Origin of the sequence: Streptomyces europaeiscabiei, assembly GCF_001550375.1 — a bacterium.
In the GTDB taxonomy this organism is placed as follows: domain Bacteria; phylum Actinomycetota; class Actinomycetes; order Streptomycetales; family Streptomycetaceae; genus Streptomyces; species Streptomyces europaeiscabiei.
Genome location: NZ_LRTR01000447.1, coordinates 1 through 7,210 on the forward strand (window position 1 = coordinate 1; position 7,210 = coordinate 7,210).

Genomic DNA, 7,210 nt, shown 5'->3' on the forward strand with positions numbered 1-7,210 from the left:
CGAGGCTCCGACCCGGGCGCCCCGCTGCGGCGGCTGCGCTGTCAGCAGGCGCTGTCCCTCGTGGGGGCCGTGGCCGAACCGGCCCTCCGGGAGGTTCTGGACGACCCCGAGCTGGGCGGGCTCGCCCGGGTGTGGCTGACCGAGCACGGCGCCGCCGACGTGCCCGCGCCGTCCGAGGCCATGGTCTTCTGGCTGACCATCGACACGGTCGCCGCGCAGCTCGCCGCGGAGGGGAACTCCGCGGAACTGCGGGCGCTCGTGGAGGGGTTGGCGGCGCAGCACGGTTCGTTCTTCGCGGCGGTCTGGCGGGTGGACCATCCGGCGACGCCCGACGTCCTTGAGGCGATGGGGCGGATCCACCCCGACAAGAGGGTGGCGAAGGAGGCCCGCAAGGCGGCGTTCAAGGCGCGGTCGCAGAAAGGGCCGGGCGGGGGCGCCCAGTAGCTCGGGGGTGCCTGTGCGATGGCGGGTGCGGGTGAGTGGGGGCTCGTCGCGCACTTCCCCGCGTCGCTGAGAAGCGAAGCAGGGGCCGCGCCCCGTTTCGCTTCTCGGCGGCGCGGCCCATTTGGTGGTTCACCGAAGCCGGGGGGCTCGCGTCGCCCGCCGTTCAACCGGCGTTCAAGCGCGAGCGCGACCGTGTGGCGCGACAGCTCGGGTCCGCCCCCACGGTCATCCACCGCCACGCAGGAGACAGCATGCCGCTCACCCGCAGGGACTTCGCCAGACGATCCGCGGTCACCGGGGCCGGTGTCGCGCTGGCGGGCAGCGTCGGCGCACTCGCCACCGCGCCGAACGCCCTCGCGTCGACGGACGCGGACCTGGACCTGGAGGCCGACCAGGGCGGTGCGACCGGCGACGGCACCGAGCGCGGGGCGGACCGCCACCGTGGAGTCGGATACGGGCCGCTCGTGCCCGACCCCGAGGGCATCCTTGCGCTGCCCGCCGGCTTCAAGTACCGGATCATCACGTACAGCGGGAAGACGAAGCTGGAGTCGGGCGAGTTCACGCCGGGCAAGCACGACGGCACCGCGGCCTTCCCCGGCCCCCGGGGCACCACCCTCCTCGTCAACAACCACGAGCTGAAGGGGCCCCGGGCCAACTGGGAGTTCCCGGTGCCGCTCACCGAGGGACTGGTCTACGACCCGGCGGCGGCCGGCGGCTGCACCGTGGTGGAGGTACGGCCCGGCGGACGCGTCGCCGAGTGGGTCGGGATCGCGGGCACGTCCACCAACTGCGCGGGCGGCAGCACCCCGTGGGGCACCTGGCTCACCTGCGAGGAGAACTCCGACCGGGCCGGCGTCAACGGCATGACCAAGGACCACGGGTACGTCTTCGAGGTCGATCCCTGCGACCGCCGCGCCAACCGCGCCCCGAAGCCCCTGAAGTTCTTCGGCCGCTACGACCACGAGGCCGTCGTCATCGACCCCGGGCGCGGCCACGCCTACCTCACCGAGGACGCGGCGGCCCCCAACGGCCTCTTCTTCCGCTGGACCCCGCCCAGGGGATTCACCTACGGCCCCGGGAAGTTCCGTAACCTCGCCGACGACGCGGGCGTCCTCCAGGCCCCCAGGTGCTACGACTCCGGCGGCCGCTTCGTCGACGACCTGTCCCGCGCCACGAAGACCGGCACGGTGTACGGGGTCGACTGGATCGACGTCCCCGACCGTGACGCGAAGACCGTCGCCGTGCGCAAGCAGTTCGCGGACACGGAGATCACTCGCGCCCGCAAGCTGGAGGGCATGTGGTGGGGCGACGGCGGCGCGTACATCGTCTCCTCCTACGCCCGTGCGGAGAGCCCCGGCGCCGCGCACGACGGCCAGGTCTGGTTCTACGACCCCAAGCGCCGCACCCTGACCCTGAAGGTCCTGCTCGGCGTCAATCCCGACCCGTCCGTGGACGGCGCGCTCGACGGCCCCGACAACATCACCGTCTCCCCGTACGGCGGCATCATCCTGGCCGAGGACGGCGAGGGCGTCTCGCACCTGTTCGGCGCCACCGACAGCGGCCGTACGTACCCGATCGCCCGCAACGACCTGAACATCGGCACCGAGGACGAGCCGGAGTACAGCGAGTTCGCCGGCGTCACCTTCTCACCCGACGGAAAGACCCTGTACGCCAACATCCAGACGCCGGGAATTCTGCTCGCGATCACCGGTCCGTGGAAGCGGCAGCGGCGTTAGAACGCCGAGTCACTCGTACGGGTGGGGCTGTCTGATTCTGCGGACGGTCCATGGTGCTGGACATACCGTTCGCGCATGTCCAAGTCGTGTGAGCAGTGCGGCACTCCGGTGAAAGAGAAGCACAGGCGCTTCTGTAGCAATCGGTGCAGTCTCGCCGGGACGGCGAAGCAGCGGGCGGCGGCGAAGCGAAGGCCGAAGCCGCCGTGCCCTCAGTGCGGGGAGCCCATTCTGAGCCGAGGCGCGGTCCATTGCAGCAGGGTCTGCGCCAACGTGACGCGCCGGAAGGAGGCGGCGGCACGGCGTGGGGAGCCCGCGCCGTGCCGCCGCTGCGGATCAACGGGCAGGCGCCCCCGCTGCGACGGGCCGTACTGCTCGTGGGAGTGCTTCAACGAGGACCGCTACGAGCGGACCGGCACGTTTGCGCGCTGGCTCGCGGCGTGGAGCGCGGGCGAAGTCAGCGGAACCAGGGAGGACGGCAGCCCGGACTGGAGGGTGCGCCAAGCCCTGGTGGTCCTGCTCAGGGGGCAGTGTTGCGAGAAGTGCGGCTGGGCCGAGGTCAACCCTGTTTCGGGGCGTGTTCCGCTACACGTCGACCACATCGACGGCGACCGCTCAAAGAACCGTCCGGAGGATGTCCGACTGCTGTGCCCGAACTGTCACGCGCTGACGCCCACCTACAAGCACTTGAACAATCCGCGGGTGCAGCCTGTCAGGCAGAAGCAGAGCCGCCGGTACCAGGAGGTCTGGCTCGGTAGACGCACGGCATAGCGGCGGTAGGCGCGACCCCATGGCCCACCAACCGTCAGGTCGTCGACTCCGTCCTGCGCCGCCCGGACGAGCCCGGCGAGCTGCTCGCCTACTGGACCTCGCGGTACGGCCGGAACATCCCCAAGCCGGTGAAGCGGGGTGTCGCCGACGCCGTACGACGGCTCTACAGCCCCAAGTCGCTGCTGAAGTACGACACGGCGTCCAAGGGCTACCGCTTCGGCGACATCCTCAACCTGGTGCACGCGGCGCCGAACCCGGACAAGCCCTGGCAGGGGGACCTGTTCCAGTACGCCCTCGACCGGCGCCACAACCCGGACACGGCCGTCGTGCCCAGGTCGCTGCCGATGCTCGCCGCGCACCGTGACCTGATGGAGCTGCGGCCCGCGAAGCGGCGCAAGGTCGTGACCGGTGCGGCCGGTGCGCGACGTCTCGCCGACGCGGGCATCACCTGGGAGGCGCTGGCGGGCTGGCTGCAGGGGCCGATGGACAAGGCGGCCAGGGAGGCCGTCATCCCGTCCATGGGTGCCATGGCCCTGACGAGGAACCTGCGGAACGTCGACGAGGCGGGCGTCTCGGACGAGGTCGCTGCCCACGTCGCGGCTCGGATCAGTGACCCGGCGGAGGTCGCACGGTCGCGGCAGTTCCCGTTCCGCTACCTCTCGGCGTACCGCCACGCGCCCTCGCTGCGCTGGGCGTACCCGTTGGAGCGGGCGCTCGGCCACTCGCTGGCCAACGTGCCCGCGCTGTCCGGCCGGACCCTGGTCCTGGTCGACCGCTCGGGCTCGATGTTCGGCTCGCGGCTGACCGACCGCTCGTCGCTCACGTACGCCGACGCGGCGGCGATCTTCGGCACGGCGCTCGCGCTGCGGGCGGCGGACGCGGATCTCGTCGAGTTCGGGTCCACGAGCCGGAGGGTGAAGTTCGGTGCGGGCGAGTCCGTGCTGAAGATCATCGGGCGGTTCGGCGACCTGGGCGGCACCGACACGACCGGGGCCGTCCGTCGCCACTACCGCAAGCACGACCGGGTGCTGATCGTCACCGACGAGCAGGCCGGGTACAGCCACTACGGCGACCCGACCCGGCAGATCCCGGCCCACGTGCCGGTCTACACCTGGAACCTCGCCGGCTACCGGGCGGGCCACGGCCCCTCCGGCGAGGCGAACCGCCACACCTTCGGTGGGCTTTCGGACGCGGCTTTCCGGATGGTGCCGCTGCTTGAGGCCGCCCGGGACGCCGACTGGCCGTGGGCGGCCGAGTGACGGCGGGCCCTGGGGCCGCTGAGTGACCCCGGTCCGTGGGCCGGTGGCATACGGGGGGTGAGTGTGGCCCGTGTCCCATGGGGGATACGGGCCACACTCTTGTTCGTGGGTCGTACTGACATCTAACATTTCAGTTCATGGAGGCCATACGACCGGTCGGGCGCACCCTGCTGAGGGACCGCGCCTACCAAGCCATCCGGGACGCCATCGTGGCCGGGGAGATCGAGCCGGGCGCGGTGGTCCGGGACGCCGAGTTCGCGGAGTTGCTGGGGCTGTCGCGGGCGCCGGTGCGGGAGGCGTTCTCCCGGCTGGTGGACGAGGGCCTCCTGGAGAGCAAGCCGCAGAGCTATACGAGGGTCACGCCCGTCGTCGCCGCCGATGTGCGGGACGCGGCCGCCGTGGTCGGCGCCATGCACGAACTGGCCACCCGGACCGCTGTTCCCCGGCTGTTCGCGGCGGACGTCGAGACGATGCGCTCGGCCAACGCGCGGTTCGCGGCGGCCGTCCGCACGGGAGACGTCGACGCGGCCCTGGTCGCCGACGACGCCCTGCACGACGTCCTCGTCCGGGTGAGCGGCAACCGCGCGGCCGCCGCCACCGTCGCCCGCTACACCCCGCTCATCCGCAGACTGGAGCGACGGCGATTCGGCGAGGGCGGCAACTGCCGCTCGGCCGGACTGCACGAGCAGTTGATCGAGGCCTGCGCGGTCGGTGACACGGACGAGGCGGTCCGTGTCACGGCGGAGATCTGGCGCGGCCTGGCCGCACTCGCCGACGAGTCGACCGACGCCCCGGCCGACGAGCGGGTCGACGCCCCGGCCGACGGGCCGGTCGAGGCTTCCGGTGACGAGCGGACCGTATCGAGCGACGGGCCGGTCGCCGAGTCCGCCGCGGAGCCGGTCGGCGTATCCGCGCGCCGGCCCGTTCACGAGCCCGCCCACGAACCCGTCGACGTGCCGGTGCGCGAAGCGGGCCACTGACCCGACCGACCTCGCCCCCCACCCCACTCCACCCGGGAGAACCCGTGTCCCTTTCTTCCTTCGAGCGCTACCCGCTCCTCTTCGGGCCCTCGCCGGTCCACCCGCTGGAGCGGCTGACCGCCCACCTCGGCGGCGCCTCCGTCTGGGCCAAGCGCGAGGACTGCAACTCCGGCATCGCGTACGGCGGCAACAAGACCCGCAAGCTGGAGTACCTCGTCGCCGACGCGCTCGCCCAGGGCTGCGACACCCTCGTCTCCATCGGCGGCGTGCAGTCCAACCACACCCGCCAGGTCGCCGCCGTCGCCGCCCGCGCCGGGCTCAAGTGCGTCCTCGTGCAGGAGAGTTGGGTGGACTGGCCGGACCCCGTGTACGACAAGGTCGGCAACATCCTGATCAGCCGGCTGGCCGGGGCCGACGTACGGCTCGTCCGGGCCGGCTTCGGTATCGGCTTCAAGGAGAGCTGGGAACTGGCGCTCAGAGAGGTCGAGGAGGACGGCGGCAAGCCGTACGCCATCCCCGCCGGCGCCTCCGACCACCCCCTCGGTGGCCTCGGCTTCGCGGGCTGGGCGTACGAAGTCGCCGAGCAGGAGCGGGAGTTGGGTGTCTTCTTCGACACGGTGATCGTGTGCTCGGTGACCGGCTCGACCCAGGCCGGCATGGTCGCCGGTTTCGCCGCGCTCGAGGAGGTGGGCGGACGGCCGCGCCGGGTGCTCGGCATCGACGCCTCGGCCAAGCCGGTCCCCACCCGCGAGCAGATCGCCCGTATCGCCCAGAACACCGGGCAACTCATCGGCGTCAAGCGGAAGTTGACCGTAGAAGACATCGAGCTGGACGAGCGCTACCACGCCGGGATCTACGGCGTCCCGGACGACGCCACCCTCGTCGCCATGCAACTCGCCGCGCGCACCGAGGGCATGGTCACCGACCCCGTGTACGAGGGCAAGTCGATGGCCGGGATGATCGACCTGATCGAGCGCGGCGAGATCGGCCCGGAGTCCACCGTCCTGTACGCCCACCTCGGCGGCCAGCCCGCGCTGAACGCGTACAGCGGAGTGATCCAGTGACGCCGGAGGCGCTGCTCCGGGGCTGACCCGGACATCGGAGCCTTTGCCGGACCCGGACCCGGACCCGGGCGCCGGAACCTGGCCCGGGCGCCGGAACCTGACCCGGCGCCTGGCCGGACGCAGCGCACAGCGTGCGGGCGGACGATCGGCAGGGGGAGCCGACGCGGCGAGCGGGCGGAGCCCGAGGGTGCCCGTCGCGGGGCCGCCGACAGCCGGGGCGGTTCCCGGCTCTCGCCGGAGGGCTTCCCGCCGGTCGGGCCGCCGGGCGCACCCTCCTCGGGGACGCCCGGCGTTGTGCGGATGTGCCCTCAGAGTGCCTGCGCGGCGGGCTTCACCATCCCCCTGACCGTGCGGGACTTCACGAAGTCGCCCATCGCGGTCATGTCCCACTCGCCGGAGAACTGCTTGATCAGCTTGGCCATCATCACGCCGGTCTGGGCCTCGGCGTTGGTGAGGTCGAAGCGGACCAGCTCCTCGCCGGTCGCGGCGTCGAGCAGTCGGCAGTAGGCCTTGGCGACCTCGGTGAACTTCTGGCCGGAGAAGGAGTTGACCGTGAAGACCAGCCCGGTGACCTCCTGGGGAAGCCGTCCGAGGTCGACCACGATCACCTCGTCGTCCCCGCCGCCCTCGCCGGTGAGGTTGTCACCGGAGTGCTTGATCGCGCCGTTCACGATCGAGAGCTTGCCGAAGTAGCAGCTGTCGATGTGGTTGCGCTGCGGGCCGTACGCGATGACCGACGCGTCGAGGTCGATGTCCTTGCCCCGGTACGCCGGCTCCCAGCCGAGGCCCATCTTGACCTGCGAGAGCAGCGGGCGGCCGCCCTTGACCAGGGAGACCGTCTGGTTCTTCTGGAGGCTGACGCGGCCCTTGTCCAGGTTGATCTTGCCGGCGCCGGGGGCCGGGGCCGGGGGTGCGGCCGGAGGGGCGGGGGGTACCGGGGGCGCGGTGACGCGCGGGTC

Annotated in this window: 4 protein-coding genes and 2 pseudogenes; 5 read left to right on the plus strand and 1 reads right to left on the minus strand. The window is 72.0% G+C overall.

The features are described 5' to 3' along the window. From AWZ10_RS21690 to AWZ10_RS21710, 5 genes and pseudogenes are all read left to right on the plus strand, one after another. Positions 1–444, plus strand: a pseudogene (locus AWZ10_RS21690) (hypothetical protein); the annotation flags it as partial. 251 nt (positions 445–695) lie between these two features. Then, the gene (locus tag AWZ10_RS21695) at positions 696–2,180 is read left to right on the plus strand and encodes an alkaline phosphatase PhoX (protein WP_060891849.1); all 1,485 of its coding nucleotides are present in this window, start codon (positions 696–698) and stop codon (positions 2,178–2,180) included. Between the two features lie 776 nt (positions 2,181–2,956). Next, positions 2,957–4,207: pseudogene (locus tag AWZ10_RS21700) on the plus strand (TROVE domain-containing protein); the annotation flags it as partial. 137 nt (positions 4,208–4,344) lie between these two features. After that, a complete protein-coding gene (locus AWZ10_RS21705; protein WP_046707901.1) occupies positions 4,345–5,187 on the plus strand; it encodes a GntR family transcriptional regulator in 843 nt (280 codons plus the stop codon). A 44-nt stretch (positions 5,188–5,231) separates the two neighbouring features. Then, positions 5,232–6,251: a 1-aminocyclopropane-1-carboxylate deaminase gene (locus AWZ10_RS21710; RefSeq protein ID WP_060891850.1), complete on the plus strand. Its 1,020-nt coding sequence runs from the start codon at positions 5,232–5,234 to the stop codon at positions 6,249–6,251. 308 nt (positions 6,252–6,559) lie between these two features. On the opposite strand, the gene AWZ10_RS21715 is transcribed toward AWZ10_RS21710, so the two are convergent. Further along, positions 6,560–7,210 (minus strand): TerD family protein (locus AWZ10_RS21715; protein ID WP_208618538.1); only part of this gene is annotated, 651 nt, incomplete at its 5' end.

Bases quoted from the DNA above. Each gene is read 5' to 3' on its own strand.
- AWZ10_RS21705 (WP_046707901.1), top strand. From the start codon at position 4,345: ATGGAGGCCATACGACCGGTCGGGCGCACCCTGCTGAGGGACCGCGCC.
- AWZ10_RS21695 (WP_060891849.1), top strand. From the start codon at position 696: ATGCCGCTCACCCGCAGGGACTTCGCCAGACGATCCGCGGTCACCGGG.